The sequence below is a fragment of the Streptomyces crystallinus genome, assembly GCF_039521265.1.
Taxonomy (GTDB): domain Bacteria; phylum Actinomycetota; class Actinomycetes; order Streptomycetales; family Streptomycetaceae; genus Streptomyces; species Streptomyces crystallinus.
The window spans coordinates 650,085-670,486 of the sequence record NZ_BAAACA010000014.1 but is presented as its reverse complement, the minus strand read 5'-3'; the positions used below and the strand labels follow the sequence as shown (position 1 = coordinate 670,486).

Here is a 20,402-nt window from a genome sequence, read left to right as displayed (position 1 = left end):
TGTGCGCGCGGTGTCAGTCACCTTGACGGCCTGTCAACTCTTGGGCGGCGCAAGACGGTTGAAGCTTCATTTACGTAGGTGGGTGCGGCCCGAGGGACGCCGTCGCCCGCACCAGGCCGCGCCGGGGGTACGCGCCCGGTCAGACCCGCCCCTGACCGCCGGTCGGCGCGGTGCGCTGCCAGGGGTGTGACTGCTCCAACTGGGACACGACATCGAGGAGTCGGTGCTCACCGCCGGGGCGGCCCACGAGCTGGACCGAGCCGGGCAGGCCGGTCGGCAGCGCACCGAAGGGCATCGTGAGAGCGGGGTGGCCGGAGAGGTTCCACGGCGGGGTCATCGGCGAGCAGGCGGTGTTGACCAGGACGTTGGCCAGCCAGCCGCGCTCGTGCCAGGCCTCGGCCGCCGGCCCCCGTCGGGCCAGCGCGGGCGTGAGCAGGACGTCGTACTCCTCGAAGAACGGCGCCAGCCGCCTGTTGAGCGCGCCCCGGTGGTCCGCGCGCAGCAACCCGAGCCGCCCGGCCGCCCGCCCGAGGGCCGCGTGGCGCCGGGTGCGCGGGGTGAGCAGCCGCGGGTCCAGGCCCTCGGCGTCCTGCGCGGTGCCTCCCGTCCAGCGGGCCAGGACGACCGTGCCGAAGGTGAGGGGGTACGGCGGATGGGCGAGAGACACCTTGTGCCCGGCTGCCACCAGTGCCCGGGCCGCCTCGCGGGCGAGCGAGGCGTAGGCGCCCCCGACACGTACGCCCGCGACGGGGCTGCGGGGCGAGACCGCGATCCTGAGCGGCCGCGGCGGCTCGTCGGCGGCGGCCGGTGTCTCGCCCGCCAGCACCGAGAACATCAGCCGCGCGTCGGCCGCGGTCGTCGCCAGCGGCCCGTTCTCCGACATCCCGAACCAGCCGCCGCCGAGGTCCCTGGGCACCCGCCCGGTCCCCGGCTTGAGGCCGATCAGCCCGCAGTGCGCGGCCGGTATCCGCAGCGAGCCCATGCCGTCGTTGCCGAGCGCCAGCGGCACCAGGCCCGCCGCCACCGCGGCCGCGCTGCCCCCGGAGGAGCCGCCCGCCGTACGCGAGGGGTCCCAGGGGTTGCGGGCGATGCCGTGCACCCCGTCGGTGGTCCCGAAGACGCACAACTCCGGTACGTGCGTGAGCCCCACCACCACCGCTCCCGCCGCCCGCAGCCTGGCCACGGTGACGTGGTCCTCGGCGGCCGGGGCGGCCGGGGTGGCCGCGGATCCGTTGCGGGTCGACTCGCCGCGTACCGGAAGGTTGTCCTTGACGGCGACGGGGACACCGGCGAGCGGCAGCCGGGACAGGTCCGCACGGGCGCCGACGGCGTCCGCCTCCGCCAGGGCGGCGGTGGCGCGCACCACGCGGAACGCGCCGACGCGCCCGTTCTGGGCGGCGATCGCGGCCAGGTGGTCGGCGACCACCTCGCGGGGGGTGACCGCCTTGTGCCGTACGGCCTCGGCTATCTCGACGGCGGTCCGGCCTGCCCACTTGGTCACGGTGGCTCCTCGGCGCTGGTGGCTCGGTCACGACGGACGGGAGGCCACTGTGTACGACCCGGGTGTCTCCTGTCGATACCCCTCGATCTTCGCCGCCGCGACAGTGCCACCGGCTCTGGACAGGCGGCGCGGACTGGGGCAGGCTCCGGCGCCATGAGCGCACACCGGAGTGGGAGCCCCTTGCCCGCGGGGCTCGACGAGGCGATACGCGCCACCGCCGAGGACATCGCCCGGCTGCTGCGCGGGGCGGCCGACACCAGCGTCCCCGTACCGGGCCTGGAGTGGACGCTCGGGGAGACGGCGGCCCATCTGGCGCAGGCCAACCAGCTGATGGCCGAGATCGCGGCGGGCGGCGGCCGCGCGCACGGGGACGGTACGCCCGGGAGCATCGCGGCGGCCAACGCCCGCGCGCTCGCCGAGTTCGGCGAACGGGCGGCCGAGCCGCTGGCCGCGATGATCGTGGCCCAGGCGACGGCTTGTCTGGACGCGGCGAGGACCGGGGGCGCGGACGGTCCGCTGGCCACCCCCATGGGCACCATGGACCTGCCCACGCTGGGGGCGTATCTGCTCACCCACATGCTGGGCCACGGCTACGACATCGCCCGCCCGGTGGGCCGCCCGCACATGCTCGACCGGCGGCGCGTCGAGCTGACCCTGCCGTTCCTGCTCGCCGCCATGCCGAGGGTGGTCGACGCGAAAGCGGCGGCGGGCCGCAGCGCGCGCTACACCGTCCGGCTACGGGGCGGCGCCCGGTTCGGCGTGGTGTTCACCGACGGGGTGGCCACGGTGGCGGAACAGCCGCCCAGTCGCCCGGACTGCACCCTCCACGTCGAGCCGGTGACCTTCCTGCTCATGGCACTCGGCCGCGTCGACCCCCGCGCGGCCGTCGCCCGGGGGCACGTGCTGACCTGGGGCCGCAAACCCTGGCTGGCACCGCGCTTTCCCACGTTGTTCAAGGCGCCCTGAGTTCCGGGATGATGGGGCCCGGCGCGCGACCAACCCTGGGTACGCGCCGAACCCCGCCCACCCCCGAACAGGAGTCTTCTTGTCCCCGCAGCAGCCGTCCCAGTCCGTCCACCGGTCCCGTACGGGAGCACGCGCGGTGGTGTTCGCGCTGGCACTGCCGGTGCTCGCGGCCACCTTCGCCGGCCCCGCGCGGGCCCAGGAGCAAAAGGCCGTGGTGGCCGCCCCCGCCCACCGCGCGCCCGCCGCCGCCACCGTGACCGAGGGGCAGATACGGGAGGTCGCCCGTGGCGGTGTGCTCACCTACCCCTCCGTCACCAGCTGTCTGACGGTGACGGTCCGGCTGCGCGGCGGCGGTCTCGTCGGCGCCCACGCCAGCCTCTTCCAGGTGCCGGGCGAACTCCGCTCCGACGCGATCCTGCCCGCCCTGCGCAAGGCCGTCGCGGGGCGCCGGGTCGCCGCCGTCGAGGTCCGGGGCGCGGTGGGCGCCTGGCACCCCGGCTACTTCACCCGGGCGATCGAGGCGTACGGCGACGGCGAGACGGTCCCGCAGCCCCAGGGCAGGGACTTCGAGGGCCTGGCCGGCGCGGTGGCCCTCGGGCTGGGGCAGTCGCGCGCCGCCGTGACGGTCGAGGACGTGCCGGACGGCGACCAGATCGTGCGCTGACCCCGTCGACGCACCGGACCGCACCCGAAACCCGCACCCGAAACCCGCACCTGAAACAAGGATGCGGTCCGGTGCGTGGAAGTGTCACAGTCACCCCCGTGACCCTGCTCTCGCTCCTCGTCGACTTCGCCACCACCGGCCGTATCGGGCCGCTGCACTGCGGTATGCCGCTCACCGAGGCCGAGGCCCTGTTGGGGCCCGGGCGACCCCATCCGGTCATCCGGATGAAGGGCCCGGACTTCGACGGCTACCCGTATATGTGGGACGGTCTGGAGCTCGTCGTCACCCGTCGGCGGGTCAGCGGCATCTGGATCCGGCTGTGGCCGGGCGCGCGCGTCTCGCTGCCGCCCCTCGTCCTGCCGGACAGCGAGGCGTACGAGGCGACCGTGCTGCGCGAGGACCTGCTGGCCGCCCTCGACACCGCGGGCTGCCGCCACGAGGTCAACAGCAACCTGACGTTCGGCGAGCAGTCGAGCATCTGGACCTGGCCCGCCGAGGTCTGCGCGGTGTTCAGTCTGCCGGGCCGGGACAACGACGTCCCCGACCGCGACCGCTTCTACCTCGACGTGCTCCACAAACACACCCTGTGAGGCGAGGCCGGGAAACACACGCCGAGGTGCGAGCGAGCCGAGGCAGACCCGGGGGCTAACCCCACCCCGGTCGGCGTGCCTGCCGGATGGGGCCGGGCGTATCCCTCAACCACCCTTGTCCCATGACGACTTACCGCAACCGAGGCCTCGCCCTCGCCCTCTGCGTCGCGGCCGCCACCACGGCCCTGACCGCCACCGCCGTCCCGGCGGCCCAGGCCCGCGCGGCCGGTGCCCGGGTGCCCGCGCTCGACTGGAAGCCCTGTACCGACGCCCACGCGGCGAAGGGGCAGGAGTGCGCCTCGCTGCCCGTGCCGCTCGACTACGCCCACCCCGACGGCCCCACCCTCACCGTCGCGGTCTCCCGGCTGCGCAGCGACCACCCGGACAAGCGGCGCGGGGCGCTCGTGGTGATCCCGGGCGGACCGGGAGGCTCCGGGGTGCGGCAGCTGGCCGAGCAGGGGGCCGCGCTGCGCGAGGAGACCGGTGGCGCCTACGACCTCGTCAGCCTCGATCCGCGTGGCGTGGCCGCCAGCACCTCGGCGAGCTGCGGCCTTTCCGCCGACGACCGCATGATGGTGAACCTCCGGTCGTGGCCGGGCCCCGGCGGGGACATCAGCGAGAACGTGGTGAGGTCCCGCCGTATCGCCGAGGCCTGTGCGCGCAACGGCGGCGCGGTGCTGCGCAGTATGACCTCCCGCAACGAGGCCCGCGACATCGACCGCTTCCGCCAGGCGCTCGGCGAGCGCAGGCTGTCCGGCTACAGCGTCTCGTACGGGACCTATGTGGGGGCGGTGTACGCCCAGTTGTTCCCCGAGCACACCGACCGCTGGGTGCTCGACAGCAGCGGTGACCCCGACCCGAGCCGGGTCGAGCGCGGCTGGCTGGCGAACATGGCCCCGGCGGCCGACATCCGCTTCCCGGACTTCGCGGCGTGGGCCGCCGACCCGGCCAGGGAGGCCGAGGGGCTGCGGCTGGCCCGGCGCGCCGAGGACGTGCGCCCGCTGTTCCTCGCGCTGGCGCGGAAGCTGGACGTGGAGCCGAGGAGAACGGCCACGGAGGGGGTTCCGCTCACCGGCGCGCTGCTGCGCCAGGCGCTCCAGATGTCCCTCTACTCCGACAGTTCCTTCCCCATGCTGGCGCGGCTGATCAAGGCCGCCCAGGACCCCGCGGCGACGCCGGTCGTGCCGCCGCCGCTCGCCGAACCGCTCAGCGACCAGGACGCCGCGGCCGTCGTGGCGGTGCTCTGCAACGACGTGAGCTGGCCGAAGTCGGTTTCCTCGTACGAGCGGGCCGTCGCGGCCGACCGGGTCCGCCATCCGCTCACGGCGGGCAGCCCCGTCAACGTCCTGCCCTGCACCTTCTGGAAGGACGCGCCGGCCGAGAAGCCGGTCCGCGTCACCGACCGGGGCCCGTCCAACATTCTGATGATCCAGGGCCTGCGGGACCCCTCGACGCCGTACTTCGGCGCGCTGAAGATGCGGCAGGCGCTGGGCGACCGGGCCCGGCTGGTCACGGTCGACCACGGTGGCCACGGGATGTACCTGGACAGCGGCAACACGTGCGGCAACCGTGCGGTCACCACCTATCTGACCACGGGTGCGCGTCCCGAGCGGGACGCGCTCTGCGCCGCCGAGTGAGCCCCGGCCGCCCGGGCGGGCGCCAGCTCAAAGGGAGGCTCTGAGCCCGGCTGCCCGGGCGCAGTACGCGGCCACGTCGCGTTCACCCCGGTGCGAGCGTCGGTTCCGGGCCGAAGCGCCGGCGGTACGCCGACGGGCTCAGGCCCGTCTCGCGGCGCAGTCGGGCCCGCAGATTGGCGGCGGTGCCCAGGCCGCTGCGCTGCGCCACCACGTCGAGCCGCTGTTCGCCGCGTTCGATGAGACGGCAGGCGAGCGCGATCCGCTCGCCGGTGAGCCAGGCCAGCGGGGTGGTGCCGAGCTGGAGACGGAAGCGCCGGTGCAGGGTCGCGGGGCTGACGGCCGCGCGGGTGGCGATGTCGGCCACGGTGAGGGGCTCGCCGAGCCGCTCCTGGACCCAGGCGAGCACCGGCGCCAGCGACTCGTCCGGGATGTCGGGCAGCGGCCGTTCCACGAACTGCCGCTGCCCGCCGTCCCGGTGGGCCGCGAAGACCAGCCGCCGGCTCACCGAGTTGGCCACCTCGGCCCCGTGGTCGCGGCGGACCAGATGCAGCCCCAGATCGAGGGCGGCGGCGCTCCCGGCGGAGGTGAGGATGTCGCCGTCGTCCACGAACAGCACGTCCGGCCGCAGGTCGACCGAGGGGAAGCGGGCCCGGAAGTCGTCGGCCCACTGCCAGTGCGCGGTGGCCCGCCGCCCGTCCAGGACCCCGGCCTCGGCCAGGGTGAAGGCGCCGCTGCACATCCCCACCAGCCGGGCTCCGCGCGCGTGCGCCCGCCGCACGGCGTCGAGGACCGCCGGGCGCCGAGGCACATCGGTGTCGGGCCGGTTGGGCACGATCAACGTGTCGGCGCCGTCGGCCGCCGCCAGTCCGGCGACGCCGGTGAGCGTGAAGAACCCGTCGCGCATCAGGGTGTGCGGCTCCGGAGCGCACAGGGCGAAGTCATAGAGATCCCGCCCGAGTTCGGGCCGGCGCAGCCCGAACACCTCGGTGACGCAGCCCAGCTCGAAGGGGTTGGAGTTCTCGTCGACGATCACGACGACCCGGTGCGGACGCGAGGTGTCCGTGCCGTGCGAGGAATCTTGCGGCATATGCGATTTCTAGCACTCACGGAAGGGGATCACCACACCGGAGGATGATGGCCATGAGCAACCACCCCGCCGACGACACCGCCGACGACACCGCCACCGCCGACAACCCCCTCGCCCTCGCCCGGGCGCTCGCCTCCTTCGACGCCCTGTGGAGCCCCCGTATCGTCACCCGCGTCAACGACTACGACGTGCGCGTCGCCAAGGTTGAGGGCGAGCACATCTGGCACGTGCACGACCACACCGACGAGTTCTTCCTGGTGCTCGACGGGGAGTTGCACATCGCGCTGCGCGAGGACGGCGGGGAGCGGACCGTGACCCTGCCCACCGGCTCGGTCTTCACCGTGCCGCGCGGCACCGAGCACAAACCCTCCGCCCCCTCGGGTGCCTCGCTCCTGCTGTTCGAGCCCAGTGGCACCCTCTCGGTCGGCGACCGCCACGACGAGGTGCCCGACCACGTCGACGCGACCACCGGACACACGCTCTGAGCGCGGCAGCCGTACGACCGGGGGCGGCGCGGGTCGGCAACGATCATGTTTCCGGCGTGTTGCGGCCGCCGCAGATGAACACCCTTGCCGTGAAAGACACTTCCCTCCCCGGGTGATCATCTGACATCTTGCGTCCACCACTCGTTTCGTACGACCCGGTAGGTGCCACCCGCACCCACCGGGTCATCGGAGGACGCATTGATACCCCCCATATCCAGACGCCCCCGACGCCTCCTGGTCGGGGCCGCCGCCCTCGGAGCCGCGCTGACCTTCGCGGCTCCCGCCCTCGCGAGCACCCAGCCCGTCGCCCCGGCCGGGGCCCCGGCCCGTGCGGCCGCGCCGGTCGCGGCCCGCAGCGCGGCCTGGGCCGCCGGGACCCGCGCCTATCTGGTCATCACCGCTCCCGGTGACACCTCGGCGGTGCGCTCGGCCGTCACCGCCAACGGCGGCACGGTCTTCTCGTACTTCGACGCGATCGGCGTCGTCGTCGCCCACTCCGCCTCCGCCACCTTCGCCACCACCCTGCGCGGTGTGAGCGGGGTCCAGCAGGTCGGCGCCACCCGCACCTCGGACGTCCCGGCGGACGCCTACAACCCGGCGCTGCCGAGCAACCCCGCGCAGTCGACCACCCCCGCCGGGGAACCGGTCCGCTGGGACATGAGCCAGATCAAGGCCGACCAGGCCTGGGCCGTCTCGACCGGGTCGTCCTCGGTGAAGGTGGGCGTCCTCGACACCGGAGTGGACGACCAGCACCAGGACCTTCAGCCCAACTTCGACGCCGCCGACTCGGTCTCCTGCGCCTACGGCAAGCCGGACACCCGCACCGGCGCCTGGCGGGACGTGGACAGCCACGGCACGCACGTCGCGGGCACCATCGTGGCGGCCAAGAACGGCAAGGGCGTCGTCGGCGTGGCACCGGGCGTGAAGATCGCCTCGGTGCGGCTCGCCGAGCCGACCTCCACGCTCTTCTACGCGGAGAACACCATCTGCGGTCTGGTGTGGGCCGGTGACCACGGCTTCAAGGTCACCAACAACAGCTACTACACCGACCCGTGGCAGTTCAACTGCCCGGACAACGTGGACCAGGCCGCCATCATCGAGGGGGTGCGCCGCGCCCAGGAGTACGCCGAGAACAAGGGCTCCCTCCAGGTGGCCGCCGCGGGCAACTCCAACTACGACCTGGCGAACAAGACGACCGACACCGAGAGCCCCAACGACTCGACACCGACCACCCGCCGTATCACCAACGCCTGTCTCGACATCCCGACCGAGCTGCCGGGCGTCGTCACGGTCTCGGCGATGGGCAGCGGCAACGTGAAGGCGTCCTACTCCAACTTCGGCAACGGCGTCATCGACGTCGCGGCCCCGGGCGGCGACGGCTCCAACGGTGTCTACTCCACCCTCCCGGGCGGCAAGTACGGCACCAAGAGCGGTACGTCGATGGCCTCGCCGCACGTGGTGGGCGTGGCCGCGCTGCTGGCGAGCGCCGAACCGGGCATCACCCCGGCCCAGCTGCGCGACAAGCTCTCCCTCCAGGCCAACGACGTGGCCTGCCCCTCGGACAGCCGCTGCACCGGCACCACCGCCAAGAACGCCTTCTTCGGCGAGGGCCAGGTGGACGCGCTGAAGGCGGTCGGCACCACCGTCCCGCCGGGCAAGTACTTCGAGAACACCACCGATGTCGCCGTCAACGACAACACCACCGTGGAGAGCCCCCTCACCGTCTCCGGTGTGAGCGGCAACGCCCCGGCCGCGCTCAAGGTGGGCGTGAACATCGTGCACACCTACATCGGTGACCTGAAGGTCGACCTCGTCGCCCCCGACGGCACCGTGTACACCCTGCACAACCACACCGGCGGCAGCGCGGACGACATCCACCAGACGTACACCGTGGACGCGTCCGCCCGGGTGGCCAACGGCACCTGGAAGCTGCGGGTGAACGATAACGCCGGCGGCGACACCGGCCGGATCGACAGCTGGAACCTGACCTTCTGAACCCGTTGAGCCCGCGTACCGGCTGAAGGAGCCCGGGCGTCCACTCCCCCAGGGGAGCGGGCGCCCGGGCGTCGTCTTGTCACCCCACGAATGCCAGGCCCGGGCCTGCGGCTCCAGGGCCGGGGGCCTCGTGCGGCCGATGACCCGGTCCAGCCGGCCCGGGCCCCTCAGATGTGTACGGCGCGAAACGGCGGCGCACCCCGCAGGGCGAATTTCCATCCAATCGGATGATTTTTGTCAACGTTGCTCGGTAAGTGGGGAGTTACACAGCAAGGCCCCCCAAGCCCGAATCCCCCGAGCCGGAATCCCCCGAGCCCGCGCCCCGAGTCCACAGAGGTGTTCAGTGATCCGTGTGTGCGCCAGGTCCGCACTGGCTCCCGTCCTGATGCTCATCCCGCTGGCCGTCGCACCGACATCCTCGGCGGCGGCCGCACCTCAGACCCTGACCGTGCTGACGTACAACATCCACCACGGCGCGGGCGCCGACGACGCCCTCGCCCTCGAACGGACCGCCCGCGTGGTGAAGGACAGCGGCGCCGACGTGGTGGGCCTCCAGGAGGTCGACCGGCACTACGACGCGCGCAGCGACTTCGTGGACCAGGCGGCCTGGCTCGCCGAACGCCTCGGGATGCACGTGGTCTACGGCGCCAACCTCAGCCTCGACCCGCCGCGCTCCGGGGAACCCCGACGCGAGTACGGAACGGCGATCCTCTCCCGCTTCCCGGTCACCGGGTCCCACAACACCCCGCTGCCCCGGCCCGGCGATCTCGAGCAACGCGGGCTGCTGGAGGCGGACATCAACGTGGAGGGGACGGCGGTGCGCTTTCTGACCACCCATCTGGATCACACCTCGCAGTCCGCACGCCAGACCCAGGCCGAGGCCGTCAAGAACCTCGTCGCGGGCTCCACCCGTCCCACCGTGCTGGTCGGCGACCTCAACGCCCCCCCGGCCGCCCGCGAGGTCCTCACGCTGACCCGGAGCCTGAGCGACGTGTGGCGCAAGGCGGGGGACGGCGGCGCGGGGTACACCTTCGACGCCCGCAACCCGCACAAGCGCATCGACTACGTGCTCACCTCGGCCGGCATCTCCGCCCGCCAGGCCGAGGTCATCGAGAGCGACGCGTCCGACCACCTGCCGGTCACCGTCGAAGTCACCGTTCCCTGAGGCCCGTCGGCCCCGGCCGGCCGAGCTCCGGCCCCCTCGCCACCGGACGGCTCCCCGCCCCGGTCGGCGGCCGGGGGCCGGAGTTCTTAGAACCCTCTTATGGCGCAGGACTATTCACGACGCATGAGATCAGACTTCATCACCCAGGGCCGTACGGCGGCCCGCGCCGCCCTCCACGGCCTCGCCGGGGCCCTCGCCCTCGCCGCGCTCGCCGGGTGCACCACGGCCGTCGGCGCCGAGGCCTCCACCGACCGTACCGGGGGCGGCGAGGTGAGCGTCCCCGTCCGGGGCGGCACCGCCGTCATCGACACCGCGACCCTCGCCGTACGAGCACACCCGAAGTCCGGCGGAGAGCTGGAGCTGTCCGGCCCGGCCGCCACCGACCTCGGCCGGCCGGGCCCGGTCACCGAGATCCGCGGGGGAGCCCGCTGGACGTATCCCGCGAAGGAGCTGACGGTCACGGCCGTCGCTGAGCGCGGGCGGCTGCGCGTCAGCATGGCCGCGCGGCGGGACGGACAGGTGCGGTGGCCGGTCACCGGCACCGACGCGTCCGCCTCCGACCTCCAACTCCCGCGCGGCGAGGGCCTGAACATCCCGGTCGGCGACCCGTTCTGGGCCGCGCCCGAGCGCGGGCTCACCGGCGATCCCATGGACCTGGGCACCGGCGCGCTCACCATGCCGATGTGGGGATACACGTACGGAGGAGGTCGCGGCGCGAGCTATCTCGTGCCCACCGACATCGGCACCTCGCTGGGGTTCGCCGCCGAGCAGGGGCGGCTGCGCGGCACGGCCACCCACACCTTCGACCGGGGCGAGGACACCCGCTCGTACACCGTCACCCTGGCCCTCACCGACGGCAACCCGGTGGCCCCGGCCGTCGACTACCGTGACTGGCTCTCCGAACACGGCCGGCTCGGCAGCCTCCGCGACAAGATCAGGGCCAACCCCGCCGACGCCCGGCTGCTCGGCGCCTTCCACGCCTATCTGTGGGGCGACGCGCGCACCCCGCAGGGTGCCGAAGAGCTGCGCAAGCTGGGTGTGAGCCGGATGTGGCTGGGCTACGACGCCGGGAACGACCCGATGAGCGCTCCGGCCGTGAGCGCCGCCAAGAAGAACGGCTACCTCGTCGGCCCCTACGACTCCTTCGCCAACGGGCAGGACCCCGCCACCGCCGACTCGCCGAACTCGGCGTGGCCCGGCCGGGTCTACCCCGACTACTGCGTGATCGACGCCAAGGGCAAGCCGGAGACCGGGTTCGGCAACCGGGGCTGCTATCTCAGCTCGCAGGCGTTCGAGCGTGCCGAGCCCGGCAGTCACTACCTCGCCGACCGCGCCCGCGCGATGGTGGCCAACGGCGCCGACAGCTACTTCCTCGACGTCGACGCGGCCGGCGACCTCTTCCGCGACCACAGCCGCGCCCACCCGATGACCAAGGCGCAGGACCGGAACAACCGCCTCGCCCGGATGAAGCGCCTCACCGACCGCGGGCTGGTCCTCGGCTCCGAGTCGGCGGGAGCGTGGTCCAACCAGGTGCTCGCCTTCGACCACGGCTCGGCGACCCCTGTCGCGGGCGGCCTGTGGACGCTGGAGCGGAACAAGGAGGTGTGGGGCGGCTACGCCCCCGAGAAGGCGCCCAAGACGTTCTTCAAGCCGGTCGACCTGCCCGCCGACCTCGCCCGGGAGATGTACGACCCCAGGTACCGCGTCCCGCTGTACGAGACCGCGCTGCACGGCTCCCTGGTCAACGTCGAGCGCTGGGAGCTCTCCTACGGCAAGCTGCCGCGGCAGAAGCAGACGCGTGCCATGCTGGCGATGCTCTACAACATCCCGCTGAACCACGTCCTGGACGGGCCGACGCTGAAGCAGGACGGGCCCGAACTCGCCGCCCTGCAGAAGTACTTCGCGCCCCTGCACCAGAAGGCGGGCACCGAGCGGCTGACGTCCTTCCGCTGGCTGACCGCCGACCGGGCCGTGCAGCGGACCGTCTTCGGCGACGGCGTGCTGACCGTCACCGCCAACTTCGGGTCCACCGCGTCCCACGGTGTGCCCGCCGGATGCGTGAACGCCGAGCTCAAGGGCGAGGCCGAGCCGCGGCGGCTGTGCCCGAAGAAGGCCGCCTCCTAGCCGGCGCCGTTCCTGGTGCGGCGACTCAGCGGGACAGCCGCAGCTCGATCCACGGAGTGCTGTCGCCCGGCAGCTCGTAGCGCTCGAACTCGACGAACCCGCGGGTGGTGCCGGTGGTCAAGAGCCGAAGAAACCGGGCGTCGGCAGGCCGGGGCGGAAGGGCATGATCACCCGTTCCAGGTTCCGCTGGATCTGCTCGGCCTCCCGGCGCACGTCGCCAGGGACGTCGCCCCGTTCCCGTATGAGCTGGGCGTAGATCGGTACGTCACTGTCGCTGTTCACCGCGCGCTGTCCCTCCGTGCCGCCGGCGCGGGCCGCCGGCGGCACGATTTTAGGCGGTGCGGGAGGGCGGTCGAGCCAGGCGGTCAGTCCGTGACCACGACCGAGCTCGCGGTGGCGCCCAAGGACGGTCGTCCGAGCACGGTGAGCGCGGTTCTGCCGCGCCGCTGCGGTACCGCCGTCGGCGCGGGTGCCCGGGAGCGGGGCACGGCGACCGGCCGGTCCAGCCGCTCCGGGGCCACGCCCTCCACGGCGTAGGGGGGCGAGGAGGCCAGCGCGCCCGACCGCGTGCGCTCCACCCGCTTCCACAACCACCGGGCGTCGGCGCGCTGTTGCTTGAGGGCATTGCCTATGCGCACCAACTGCACGCGGAGTGCGGCGTCGACGACGGCCGAGGCAGGGTGGGGCCGTTCGGGCACGGCGGGCAGACCGGGAGCGGCGCGCCCGGCGTCCGGCGGTGTGCCGCTGCCGGAGCCGGACAAGGCGCCGTCGGGTACTGGCCAACCATCCGTGACGGTCAGTGCGCACGGCACGGATGCGGAACCCGCGTCGGTCGGCAGGCCGCTCGCGGAAGCGGAATCCGTGCCGGTCGGCATGCCGCCCAGGGAGGCGGATTCGGTGCCCACCAGGCTGCCGCCCCGAGCCGGCCCTCCCGCATCCGACCGGATTTCCACCCCCCGCCGCACCCCCGCGTCCCGCTGCGCCGCGGCGTCCGCGACGGCCCGGCGGGCCGCCGCCTCCAGGGAGCGGGCGGCCGCCAACTGGCCGACGGCCCGGTCCAGCCGCCGCCGTACCTCCTGGGCCGCCGGGGATTCCGCTTCCCCGCGCGCCGGGCGCTGTGGCGTGCCCTGCGACGCCGCCTCCCCGGGAGCGGGGGCGGTACCGGACCACCCGGCTCCGCTCTCGTCGACGCGCTCCCGGATCAGCGCCACCATCGCCAGTAGGCTCTCCACCAGCCGGCCCGACTCGGCGAGGTCGGCGCGGGCCTGACGCAGGGCCTCCGCCACACCGGGCGCCGGGCGGCTTGCCGCCTCGGCCGCGAGCGCCGTGTCGTGCAGCCGCCGCGCCTCGGCGAGCAGCCCTTGGAGGCGGGGGGCGCCAACCCGGTCCCTGAGTACGGTGTCGAGGCGCCCCAGCGCGACGATCCGCGCCCCGGAGCGGTATTCGCTCCAGGCCGTCTTGCCGCCGCCGTAGCGCTCCGCGAGGTCCCGCACCGTCAGACCGCGGGTCACCTCTCGCAGGAAGCGCGCGAGTTCGTCGGCGGCTTCCGTTCTGCCCTTCGGAGCCCCTTGCGGACGTCCTGCCCTGGCCATGTCTCCCCCTGTTCCACGAACCGTCTCCCGTCCGTGCCTCGACCGGCGCGCGTGCGGCTCCCCGGCCACACCCCCCGAGCGGGCGCGGCACAGGGAACACCCTGCGGCTTGTCGTGTCCAGCACAAGAAGTCACCGCTGTCTCGAATGCGCGCATGTCGCCACCGGCGGAACGCACGCCGGGCCGCCGCGGCGGTGAGCTATGTTTTGAGCACACATGGCATAAGAAGGAGGCCCGCCGGTGTCATCGGGGCAGAAGGCGCGCGCCCAGGCGGCCGCGATCACACCGAGCGGGCAGGCGTCGGACCACGAGCGCCCCGCGGCGGACCGGGTGCGCGCCCTCTTCGACGGCCACCGTCTCTCCCCGGGGCAGCGGCGCATCGCCCAGTACCTGATCGACCACCTCACCGAGGCCGTCTTCCTCTCGATCACCGAGCTCGCGGAGCGGGCCGGGGTGAGCCAGCCCTCCGTGACCCGCTTCGCCGTCTCGCTCGGCTACAGCGGCTATCCCGCGCTGCGCGACGTGCTCCAGCCGATCGCCCTCAGCGCGGTCGCGGGCTCGCCCGAGACCCGCGAGGAGATCCGGCACAACGAGCTCCAGGCGGCGGTGGACGCCGAGATCGAGAACCTGGAGAACGTGCGCCGGCTGGTGGCCAACACCAACCAGGTCCTGGAGATCGGCCGCGAGCTGGCCCGCTCGGTGCCGCTGACCATCCTGGGGCTACGGATCTCGGTGTCCCTCGCGGAGTACTTCGCGTACGCGGCGCGGCGCATCCACCCCGATGTGCGGCTGGTGACGCGCGGCGGCAGCGTCGCCTACGACGCACTGCTCCAGTCCCGCTCGGCGGGCGGCACCTGGGTGCTGGCCTTCGCGATGCCCCGGCACGCCAAGGAGACCCTGGCGGCGCTGCGGGCCGCCCGCAGCGCGGGCCTGCGCATCGTGCTGATCACGGACACCACCCTCGGCCCGCTGGTGGACGAGGCGGACGTGGCTTTCACCGCCGGCACCGGCTCGCGGCTGGTCTTCGACTCGTACGCGGCACCGGGCGTGCTCGCCGCGGCCCTGCTCCAGGCGATGGCGGACGCCGACCCGGAGCGCACCCAGGCGCGTCTCGAGGAGTACGAGCAGGCCGCCGACCAGCACGGTTTCTTCCTCTAGGACCCCATAGGGCCCGATTCTCCCGCCCGGCTCCTCGGGATCTTCACACCTTACGGGCGCATGAATTTTTTCATACCCTTGTTTACTCAACGGTATATATGTTTACTGAGGCGGTGGCGATCCCCCGATCCCCCAGATGCCAAGGAAGGCGCTTCCCCACGCCCTCCCAGAGCGGACAGCCGACGTGACGCCCCCCTCCTCGCGTCAGCCGGATGTCCGATCCAGGCTTTCGGATCCGGGCGGACGCCCACGGGCGGCCCTGGCCAACCCCTAGGCCGGGGCCGCCCCCTTCCCACCTCTCGATCAGAGTTCGACAACTTCGGAAGCGACGAGAATGCCCCACACGGCCCCCACCATCGCGCTCAGCCCGGACTGGCCCTGTCAGGTCAAGGAACCCGGGACGCGGGACTGGGAACGCACGGCCACCCGCTGGCTGCGCGACCTGCTGCCGGCCCGCTACGCCGGCTATTCACCGCTGACGCGCCACCACGTCATCCTCGCCCGGCACGCCCAGCTCCAGCTCCAGCACGAGATGCGCGCGGTCCGGGTCGCCCTCCAGACCAGCCGCGCCGAGCTGCCCACGCTGGGCGTGGCGGAGGCGGTCATCGAGAACACCATCCGGATGTACGCGACGGAGCTGGACCAGCTGAACCGCCTCGCCCGCGGGGTGCGGCTGGTGACGGACGCGCTGACGGGCGACCACCCGGGCCACCGCAGGCTGTAGGCCGCGGCCCGCCCTCACGTCAGCGCCGCCCCCAGCGCCACGAATCCGCAGATCAGCACCAACAGGATGGCCAGCAGGGGCCAGACGAAGCGCAGGTACTTGTCGTAGCCCACCTTGGCGAGCGCGACACCGCCGATCGTCACCGCCGTCGTCGGCACCCACAGGTTCATCCAGCCGCTCGCCGCCTGCCAGGCGGTGACGACGACCGCGCGCGAGACGCCCGCGAAGTCCGCGAGCGGGGCCAGGATCGGCATCGCGAGGGTGGCGTGGCCGGAGGTGGAGGGGATCAGGAAGGCCAGCGGCAGGTTCACCAAGAAGACGATGACGGCGAACACGCCCGACGAGGTGCCCTTCACGACGCCTTCGATGGAGTGCAGGACCGTGTCCGTGATCCGGGAGTTGTTCATGATCACGGTGACACCGCGCGCCAGCATGATGACGAGCGCCGGGGAGATGAAGTCGCCCGCGCCCTGGATGATCGTCGAGCTCGTCTTCTGCTCGCCCAGCCGGGCCACCAGCCCGACGAGCACCGCCGCGCACAGGAAGAGCGCCGCCAACTGCGGGAAGGACCAGCCGAGTTCGAAGGAGTACGGCGTGGCGTCGGCCTTGCCCGTGAGGGCGCTCGACCACGGCACCACCGAGAAGATCATGAAGGCGAAGACCAGGCCGAGCACGGCGAGCACGGCCTTGTGCGTGCCGGTGAGCTCGGGCGCCGCCCCCGTGTCCGTCGCCGTCCGCTCCCGGTCCCCGGGCAGGAAACCGCTCAGCGAACGCCCCGGCACCTTCTGTACGCGCCGGGCGTAGCGCACCACGTACGCGATGGTCACCCCGGTCAGCACCAGCCACATCACGAAGCGCAGCGCGATGCCGTCGCCCAGCGAGATGTCGGCCGCCGAGGAGGCGACGCCCGTCGCGAAGGGGTTGACGGTCGAGCACAGCACTCCCACTCCCGCGCCGAGGATGGCGGTGCCGACCGCCACCATCCGGTCGTAGCCGAGGGCGAGCATCATCGGTACGAGCAGCCCGTAGAAGCCGAGCGTCTCCTCCGCGAAGCCCTCGACCGTGCCGAGCACCGAGAAGACGACCATCACTCCCGCGATCAGCAGGGCCCCGCGCTCGCGCAGCCGGTGCGCCAGGCGCTCGATGCCCCGGTCGAGGGCGCCGGTGGCGAAGACGACGGTGATGAACGCCCCGATCGCCAGGACGAAGAGGAACACCCCCGCGCTTCCGTACAGATCGCCGGTCCGATCGGGGCCGACCTCGCCTGAGGTGGTGTCCCGGATGCCGTAGAGGCCGTTGACCGGCGACAGGAAGAGGTCGTTGAGGCGGTCGACGAAGCTCTGGCCGGAGGAGACCCGGTGGTAGGTGCCCTCGACCGGGGCGCCCTTGTCGTTGCGGTCGTACTGCCCGGAGGGAATGAGGAAGGCGAGCAGCCATACGGCGACGGTGACGATCGCCAGGACGGTCAGCGCGCTGGGAAAGGCGAGCTTGCGCTTGGGCGGCGGGCCGGGCGGCTCGGTCGAGGCGGTCTCGCCGGGCCCGAGGGGCCCACCGGGCTCGCCCGGCCCGACGGGACCAACGGGCTCCCCTGGCCCGGCGGGACCAACGGGCGCCCCTGGCCGGCCAGGAGCGACTGCCTTCCCCGGCCCGCCCTTCTCGCCCGGCCCAGCGCCCTCCCTCGGCTCGACGGGCCCGGCCGCTCCACCCGGCCCGGCAGCCCCACTCGGCTCGGTCGACCCACCCGCTCCGCCCACGCCGCCGCCCACCCCGCTCACATCCCGACCAGACCGGGCTCGCCCGCACCGCGCTCGCGGAAGTCCTCGGCGTACTCGCGGACGAACGCGGCCATCGCGATCACGGTGTTGCGCAGCTCCGAGAAGAGCACCCGCTCGTTGGGGGCGTGCAGGTTGCACATGCTGTCCTGGGCGCCGAAGAGCAGCACCTCCGCTTCCGGCGCGGCCTTGGCCAGGCCGTTGACCAGCGGGATCGAGCCGCCGGTGGCGACGTACGAGGCCTCCTTGCCCCAGGCCTCCTTGAGCGCGGTGAGCGCGGCGCGGTAGGCGGGGCCGCCGGTGGCGGCCTCGTACCCGGGGCCGGTGTCGCCGGGGGTGACGGTCAGCGGAATGCCGAACGGCCGCAGCGCGCGCAGATGGTCGATGAGCTTCTGCTGGGCCTCGTTCGGGTCCTGGAGCGGATGGAAGCGCAGGTTCAGCTTGGCCCGGGCATAGGGGACCACCGCCGAGGCCGCGTGCTCCACGGCCGGCGCGTCCAGGCCGATCACCGTGATCGCGGGCCCGCTCCACAGCCGCTCACCGAGGGAGCCGGACCCGATCAGGGGGAGCCCGTCCCGTACGCCCGCCAGGGAGCGGAACTCCTCCTCGGTGTACGTCGTACCGGTCCAGGGTTCGCGGCGCAGGCCCTCGACGGCCACATCGCCGTGTACGTCGTGCAGGGTGGCCAGGACCTTCAGCAGGGCGAGCAGCGCGTCGGGCGCGGCCCCGCCGAACTCGCCGCTGTGGCGCGGCTCGTCCAGCGTGCGCACCTCGACCGTCACCTCGGCGGCGCCCCGCAGCCCGGTGGTCAGCGTCGGGGTGCCCGGGCGCAGGTTGCCGAGGTCGGCGATGACCATCGCGTCGCAGGCGAACCGCTCGGGGTCGCTGGGCGGATAGGTGTCGAAGGCGCTCCCGTACTCCTCCTGCCCCTCGATCACGATCTTGACGCCGACCGGCGGCCGCCCCCCGTACACCCGCAGCATGCCGAGGTGGGCGACGATGTTGGACTTGTCGTCCGCGATGCCCCGGGCGCGCAGCCCGCCCTCGACGGGGGTCGGCTCGAACGGCGGGGAGAGCCACAGCGTCTGGTCGCCGGGCGGCTGGACGTCGTAGTGGCCGTAGAGCAGGACGGTGGGGGCGTCCGGGCTGGGGGCGGGGATCTGCCCGTAGACCACGGGGGCGGTGCCGGGCAGGTCGAGCCGTTCGACGTACGGCACTCCGGCGTCCCGCAGCAGCTCCGCCACCAGGTCGTGCGCCTCCCGCACGGGCTCGGGCGGAAAGCCGGGGAAGGCGATCGAGGGGATCGCCGCCAGCCGTTCCAGATCGGCCCGGAGCCCGTCCATGAGGCCGTCGACTACGGTTTCCAGCTCCATCGCGCGCCGCCCTGACTGCCGCTCCGCCGCCATGCCCGGTGCCGGGCAGACGGATCCGAATGCCATCGGGACACCACGATTCGGGATCGGGCGCACGCCCGCACCCCGGGTGGTGCACCCGGGTCACCGCGCCCGCACCCGGCGTTGTCAGTGGTGGATGGCACGCTGGCGGGTATGGACGAGCTGATACGGCGCCGGGTCTACGGGGCCGACCACGACGATCCGGACCCCGGGCCGCAGCCGGGGCGGCACTACCGCGAGCTGGTGGCGGGCCCGCTGGACGGGCTGCTGCTCGACGTCACCGGCTGGAGCGAGGAGCAGCTGTGCGACGGCGCCGCGCTCGCCACCGAGATCGGCGCGCACGGCCCGGGCGGCCGCGCGTGGTACGGGCCGCGGCCGGGCGATCCGCACCACTGGGACTGGGCGGGCGACACCCCCTGACCGAGGCCGCCGCCTCCTGCCGCCACCAATATCCGGCGGCCCGGCACGCTATCGGTGGTCCCGGAGCCCGTCTTCGGACCCCCGCCCCCGGGCGGACGACGGGAGTTCGAGGACAGGTTCTCAGGAGCCCGCCCGGCCCGGCCCGCGCACGATCAGCCGGGTGAGGAGGACCACCGACCTGGGCGCGGAGCGGTCGCCGTCGATCCGGGAGAACAGCAGCTGGGCGGCGGTGGCGCCGAGCGCGACCGGGTCCTGGCTGACGACGCTGAGCGGTGTGCTGAGCCGGTCGGCCAGCGGGAAGTCGTCGAAGCCGACGACGTCGACGCGGTCGCCGTCGCCGAGCGCGCCCATCACCCCCATGGTGATCACGTCGTTGGTGGTGAACAGGGCGGTGGGCGGCCGCTCCAGGCCCCGCAGCGCGGCCAGCGCCGCCGCCGCGTCCGACCGGCTGCGCAGCTCGTGCCGTACGAGCGCGGGGTCCTCGGGCAGGCCGTGGGCGCCCAGCGCGTCGAGGTAGCCGGCATGGCGCTCGCGCTGGGTCCAGATGCCGAACCGGTCACCGAGGTAGGCGATCCGGGTGTGGCCCTGGCCGAGCAGATGGCGTACGGCCCGCTCGGCGCCCGCCCGGTTGTCGACCGTGACGGTGTCGACGGCCAGCCCCTTGGCGGGCCGGTCCACACAGACGACACGGGTGCCGCCCTCCATCGGCTGTCTGAGGAAGCCGTGGCCGCCGATGGTCGGGACCAGCAGGAGGCCGTCCACCTGGCGGGCGGTGAAGGCCGCTATGACCTCGCGCTCGCGGCGCGGCTCGTCGTTGGTGCTGCCGACCAGGACGAGACAGCCGCGCCGGTGCGCCTCGTCCTCCACCGAGCGGGCCATCAGCGCGTAGAACGGGTTGGCCAGATCGTCCACGACCAGCCCGATCGTGGACGTCGTGGGGTTCTTGCGCCGTAGGTTGCGGGCGTTGTCGTTGCGCTGGTACCCCAACTGCCGTACGGCCTGCTCGACTCGGGCGGCCGTCCCGGGGGAGACCCCGGGCTCGCCCGACACCGCGCGCGACACGGTCATGGGGCTGACCCCGGCGGCGCGGGCCACGTCCTTCATCGTCGGGCGCTTCACGGGCCTCCTC

The 20,402-nt window shown here is 73.3% G+C and carries 18 protein-coding genes; 11 read left to right on the top strand and 7 right to left on the bottom strand.

The window, feature by feature from the left end; genetic code table 11:
- Window positions 1-139: 139 nt before the first annotated feature.
- Window positions 140-1,501 carry an amidase gene (locus ABD236_RS13605; RefSeq protein ID WP_344073833.1) on the bottom strand — a complete coding sequence of 454 codons (1,362 nt, stop codon included), beginning with the start codon at window positions 1,499-1,501 and terminating at the stop codon, window positions 140-142.
- 153 nt (window positions 1,502-1,654) lie between these two features.
- Here ABD236_RS13605 and ABD236_RS13600 point away from each other — a divergent pair, with 153 nt between their 5' ends.
- The 4 genes from ABD236_RS13600 (at window position 1,655) to ABD236_RS13585 (ending at window position 5,358) form a co-directional block, all read left to right on the top strand.
- On the top strand, window positions 1,655-2,467 hold the full coding sequence (locus tag ABD236_RS13600) for a maleylpyruvate isomerase family mycothiol-dependent enzyme (protein ID WP_344073832.1): 813 nt from the start codon (window positions 1,655-1,657) through the stop codon (window positions 2,465-2,467).
- Window positions 2,468-2,546: 79 nt separating this feature from the next.
- On the top strand, window positions 2,547-3,131 hold the full coding sequence (locus ABD236_RS13595) for a hypothetical protein (protein ID WP_344073830.1): 585 nt from the start codon (window positions 2,547-2,549) through the stop codon (window positions 3,129-3,131).
- A gap of 98 nt (window positions 3,132-3,229) precedes the next feature.
- Window positions 3,230-3,721: a hypothetical protein gene (locus ABD236_RS13590; RefSeq protein ID WP_344073829.1), complete on the top strand. Its 492-nt coding sequence runs from the start codon at window positions 3,230-3,232 to the stop codon at window positions 3,719-3,721.
- Between the two features lie 122 nt (window positions 3,722-3,843).
- On the top strand, window positions 3,844-5,358 hold the full coding sequence (locus ABD236_RS13585; protein ID WP_344073828.1) for an alpha/beta hydrolase: 1,515 nt from the start codon (window positions 3,844-3,846) through the stop codon (window positions 5,356-5,358).
- An 82-nt stretch (window positions 5,359-5,440) separates the two neighbouring features.
- Here the strand turns inward: ABD236_RS13585 and ABD236_RS13580 are convergent, their stop codons facing one another.
- Window positions 5,441-6,445, bottom strand: a complete 1,005-nt coding sequence (locus tag ABD236_RS13580) for a helix-turn-helix domain-containing protein (protein ID WP_344073827.1) — start codon at window positions 6,443-6,445, stop codon at window positions 5,441-5,443.
- Between the two features lie 53 nt (window positions 6,446-6,498).
- Between ABD236_RS13580 and ABD236_RS13575 the strand changes: the two genes are divergently transcribed.
- The 4 genes from ABD236_RS13575 to ABD236_RS13560 all read left to right on the top strand — a co-directional run bounded on the left by ABD236_RS13575 (window position 6,499) and on the right by ABD236_RS13560 (window position 12,214).
- Window positions 6,499-6,930 (top strand): cupin domain-containing protein, encoded by a 432-nt coding sequence (locus ABD236_RS13575; RefSeq protein ID WP_344073826.1) that lies wholly within the window; start codon window positions 6,499-6,501, stop codon window positions 6,928-6,930.
- 198 nt (window positions 6,931-7,128) lie between these two features.
- Complete coding sequence (locus ABD236_RS13570) at window positions 7,129-8,925, top strand: S8 family peptidase (protein ID WP_425543861.1); 1,797 nt, start codon at window positions 7,129-7,131, stop codon at window positions 8,923-8,925.
- 352 nt (window positions 8,926-9,277) lie between these two features.
- Window positions 9,278-10,090, top strand: a complete 813-nt coding sequence (locus ABD236_RS13565; protein ID WP_344073825.1) for an endonuclease/exonuclease/phosphatase family protein — start codon at window positions 9,278-9,280, stop codon at window positions 10,088-10,090.
- A 123-nt stretch (window positions 10,091-10,213) separates the two neighbouring features.
- The gene (locus ABD236_RS13560) at window positions 10,214-12,214 is read left to right on the top strand and encodes a glycoside hydrolase (protein WP_344073823.1); all 2,001 of its coding nucleotides are present in this window, start codon (window positions 10,214-10,216) and stop codon (window positions 12,212-12,214) included.
- A gap of 117 nt (window positions 12,215-12,331) precedes the next feature.
- Here the strand turns inward: ABD236_RS13560 and ABD236_RS13555 are convergent, their stop codons facing one another.
- Both ABD236_RS13555 and ABD236_RS13550 read right to left on the bottom strand, forming a co-directional pair.
- Window positions 12,332-12,496, bottom strand: coding sequence for a hypothetical protein (locus ABD236_RS13555; protein WP_344073822.1), 165 nt, complete (start codon window positions 12,494-12,496; stop codon window positions 12,332-12,334).
- Between the two features lie 83 nt (window positions 12,497-12,579).
- The gene (locus ABD236_RS13550; protein WP_344073821.1) at window positions 12,580-13,725 is read right to left on the bottom strand and encodes a hypothetical protein; all 1,146 of its coding nucleotides are present in this window, start codon (window positions 13,723-13,725) and stop codon (window positions 12,580-12,582) included.
- A gap of 320 nt (window positions 13,726-14,045) precedes the next feature.
- Here ABD236_RS13550 and ABD236_RS13545 point away from each other — a divergent pair, with 320 nt between their 5' ends.
- Both ABD236_RS13545 and ABD236_RS13540 read left to right on the top strand, forming a co-directional pair.
- Window positions 14,046-14,963 carry a MurR/RpiR family transcriptional regulator gene (locus ABD236_RS13545; RefSeq protein ID WP_344073820.1) on the top strand — a complete coding sequence of 306 codons (918 nt, stop codon included), beginning with the start codon at window positions 14,046-14,048 and terminating at the stop codon, window positions 14,961-14,963.
- A gap of 334 nt (window positions 14,964-15,297) precedes the next feature.
- Window positions 15,298-15,687: a hypothetical protein gene (locus tag ABD236_RS13540; protein WP_344073818.1), complete on the top strand. Its 390-nt coding sequence runs from the start codon at window positions 15,298-15,300 to the stop codon at window positions 15,685-15,687.
- Between the two features lie 14 nt (window positions 15,688-15,701).
- On the opposite strand, the gene ABD236_RS13535 is transcribed toward ABD236_RS13540, so the two are convergent.
- Window positions 15,702-17,156, bottom strand: a complete 1,455-nt coding sequence (locus ABD236_RS13535) for a YfcC family protein (protein ID WP_344074229.1) — start codon at window positions 17,154-17,156, stop codon at window positions 15,702-15,704.
- A gap of 302 nt (window positions 17,157-17,458) precedes the next feature.
- Complete coding sequence (locus ABD236_RS13530) at window positions 17,459-18,832, bottom strand: M20/M25/M40 family metallo-hydrolase (protein WP_425543876.1); 1,374 nt, start codon at window positions 18,830-18,832, stop codon at window positions 17,459-17,461.
- A gap of 174 nt (window positions 18,833-19,006) precedes the next feature.
- Between ABD236_RS13530 and ABD236_RS13525 the strand changes: the two genes are divergently transcribed.
- Complete coding sequence (locus ABD236_RS13525; protein ID WP_344073817.1) at window positions 19,007-19,273, top strand: hypothetical protein; 267 nt, start codon at window positions 19,007-19,009, stop codon at window positions 19,271-19,273.
- 120 nt (window positions 19,274-19,393) lie between these two features.
- On the opposite strand, the gene ABD236_RS13520 is transcribed toward ABD236_RS13525, so the two are convergent.
- The gene (locus ABD236_RS13520) at window positions 19,394-20,392 is read right to left on the bottom strand and encodes a LacI family DNA-binding transcriptional regulator (protein WP_344073816.1); all 999 of its coding nucleotides are present in this window, start codon (window positions 20,390-20,392) and stop codon (window positions 19,394-19,396) included.
- Window positions 20,393-20,402: the final 10 nt, after the last annotated feature.

Excerpts from the sequence above, each read along its gene's own strand:
- ABD236_RS13560 (WP_344073823.1), top strand. The coding sequence starts at position 10,214 with ATGAGATCAGACTTCATCACCCAGGGCCGTACGGCGGCCCGCGCCGCC.
- ABD236_RS13530 (WP_425543876.1), bottom strand. The coding sequence starts at position 18,832 with ATGGAGCTGGAAACCGTAGTCGACGGCCTCATGGACGGGCTCCGGGCC.
- ABD236_RS13540 (WP_344073818.1), top strand. The coding sequence starts at position 15,298 with ATGCCCCACACGGCCCCCACCATCGCGCTCAGCCCGGACTGGCCCTGT.
- ABD236_RS13525 (WP_344073817.1), top strand. The coding sequence starts at position 19,007 with ATGGACGAGCTGATACGGCGCCGGGTCTACGGGGCCGACCACGACGAT.
- ABD236_RS13585 (WP_344073828.1), top strand. The coding sequence starts at position 3,844 with ATGACGACTTACCGCAACCGAGGCCTCGCCCTCGCCCTCTGCGTCGCG.
- ABD236_RS13580 (WP_344073827.1), bottom strand. The coding sequence starts at position 6,445 with ATGCCGCAAGATTCCTCGCACGGCACGGACACCTCGCGTCCGCACCGG.
- ABD236_RS13600 (WP_344073832.1), top strand. The coding sequence starts at position 1,655 with ATGAGCGCACACCGGAGTGGGAGCCCCTTGCCCGCGGGGCTCGACGAG.
- ABD236_RS13575 (WP_344073826.1), top strand. The coding sequence starts at position 6,499 with ATGAGCAACCACCCCGCCGACGACACCGCCGACGACACCGCCACCGCC.